Annotated in this window: 3 protein-coding genes; 1 reads left to right on the forward strand and 2 read right to left on the reverse strand. The window is 48.3% G+C overall.

Annotated features, from left to right (window positions below):
* The first annotated feature begins 200 nt into the window (after positions 1-200).
* Positions 201-656, forward strand: coding sequence for a transposase (locus tag H6F80_RS03715; protein ID WP_347277819.1), 456 nt, complete (start codon positions 201-203; stop codon positions 654-656).
* Here H6F80_RS03715 and H6F80_RS03720 read toward each other — a convergent pair.
* On the reverse strand, positions 653-1,765 hold the full coding sequence (locus H6F80_RS03720) for a transposase (protein ID WP_190790264.1): 1,113 nt from the start codon (positions 1,763-1,765) through the stop codon (positions 653-655). The genes H6F80_RS03715 and H6F80_RS03720 overlap by 4 nt on opposite strands.
* A gap of 159 nt (positions 1,766-1,924) precedes the next feature.
* A partial coding sequence (locus tag H6F80_RS03725; protein WP_206755031.1) for a hypothetical protein occupies positions 1,925-2,383 on the reverse strand: 459 nt, incomplete at its 5' end.

Below are 2,383 nucleotides of genomic sequence, written 5' to 3' on the forward strand. Positions count from 1 at the left end.
AACGAGGACGGCAGAACCTAGAGTTGAGAGCAATCAAGCAAGCCGACCTAGCTCTGCTAGAGCAAGCTTGTGCGGACGGACATCTAGAATTGAAATACCTGGATGAATCGGGCTGTTGTCTGGAAAGTCCAGTCAGTTACAGCGATAGCCGGATCAACCAACAGAAATGTCTCGACTAGATCAAGTCCTATGGGGATCGCATCAGTATTTTAGGGGTATGGCAACCGAACCGTTCGTTCGAGTATGGATTGGTCCAGGGCAGTTTTAACCAGGAACGCTATGTCAAATTTATGAATCAGATTGCCGACAAGAGCGAACAACTGCTAAAGCAAACTGGAAGAATCACCGTCATTGTTCAAGATAACAGTCCGGCTCATACAAGTCACTTCGCGCGTGAACACTGGCAACAATGGCAGTCGCAGGGCTTATCCCTTTTTTTCTTACCCCCATATAGTTCAGAGATGAATCCGATTGAAGCACAGTGGCATCAACTCAAGACGCATGAGATCGCGGGCAGAATTTTTGACAATGAGTATGATTTAGCCAATGCCATCATGGAAGGCTTGGAGCATCGTTCTCAACATGCGGGATGGATCCTAGAGCGTCTTACACTTAAATCCGCCTACTCACATCTTGCATCAGAACAAATGCTCTAAGTTTTGACTTCCACCAACTGCAGATCTAATCCAAGGGATTGGAAAAGTGGGCGAGCCTGCTCCAGGTAGACAAGAAGTAGACAGATCACGACTTCAGGCAGGAGGAGTTTCATGGCTAAAGTGGCTGATGCTCCCCAATCAGGCAGAGTGGATGAGCCGGCGGACAAATAGACCCAGTGCGCGAGCACAAAAGTGACCAGACAAAGGACAAACCAGCGATAAACGCCCTTGAGCGTTTGCTGACCAAATCGATGTAACCCGAAGCGGTGTTTGGCAGTCTTAAAGAAGCCTTCAATGCTCCATCGCTTGCGTCCCCACCAGAGGATGGTGCTGGCTTTGAGCGGACGAGTCGATAAGACGAAGCGTTTCTCCCACTGACCCTCGCGTTTGAGGTAAAGCCAGGAAATCGTTACGGGAAAGTCCAAGCCCTCTAAGCGCACCTGTTGTCCTTTTGTGACCAAGTTGCACACAGAGCGACCATCCGAGAGTTTGCGGTCACAGCGCACTCCGGCAATCACCGGATAACGTCGCTTTCGCATGGCTTTAAGGAATTCCACACTCCCAAAGGCGGTGTCTGCGAGGACGACGACTCGATAGGCTTGGACTAAGGTGGAAGGAAGCGTATCAATCAGACGCACCGCAAGTTGAGCGGCACTAGGCGCGCCTTTGCCTCGCCAAACCCGAAATCCCCAGAGCACTCGAAAACTGCCCACGACCAAGTACAGCACTACTAGATGTAACCCTCGCTTCCCTTGCAGGACCAAGATCAAATCGGCGAAAGCTTTGAATTTGCCGCATTTCTCCAGCGTGGTCAGGTCAACAATGACCCTCAGCCAGGGTCTTCGTCCTCGGTGACGAGTTCTAAGCAGTTCCTGGACAATTTGCTGACGCACAGAACGAATCACACCTCGCGTAGACCAATCGTAGTAATTCAAAAACCGGCTCAAAGCCGCCGCAGATTTAATGGCACTGTGTTCGGGCAAAAGATGTCCCTGCGCTTCCAGAAATAGTCCTAGTAAGGCTTGCAGGCTATCGCGTTGGTAAGCCGTCGGTATCAGACCGAGCAGGGTGTAAACTATCGCTTGGGCGTGTACAAGAATAGATTCCACTGTTCTTGAAAACCTTATTGCATCACGCCCTTTTCTCGCATGGATTGGCTCCTTGGCAAAGCCATTCATTTGTACTGCTGCAAGATGTGAGCATACTAACAAACATTTCTAGCTGAAACTTCTACTTTTCCCAGTTTCTCAGCTTTTTAGCAACAATGATTAATCATCGTCAAAATCAAAATTAGAATCATTGTTCGATGTTCTTAGGTTCAACTGATACTCAACCTCGTTCTCGCTGCGCCCTGTAATCCGGATTGAGTAAGTTCCAGGATTCAGGCGAATTCTAAACTCATCATCGTCTTCAGGTCTGATTCGACTAGTAGAATCCAATACGTCACCGTCTGCATCAAACAGCCTTGCCTGAACGCGCTTCTTGGTACCAAATAGGTCGAAAAATTCTAAATTCTCCCTATTCTCTAAGTTGACACTCAAGTTTGTTCGTTGGCGAAGACGAAATACATAAGTATTTGCCTCATCTTTAGTTACTTCATCAGTGAGGCTAGCTCGGCCCCTAAATGTACCCAGATTCTCGCGAAATCGAGTTTTACCTCCGAGTTGCAATGCTGAACCATTGTTGGTCAAACTGCTCAGCGATCGAATTGAGTAATCGTTTAAAGT

The organism is Leptolyngbya sp. FACHB-711, assembly GCF_014695615.1.
GTDB lineage: Bacteria > Cyanobacteriota > Cyanobacteriia > Elainellales > Elainellaceae > Leptolyngbya_A.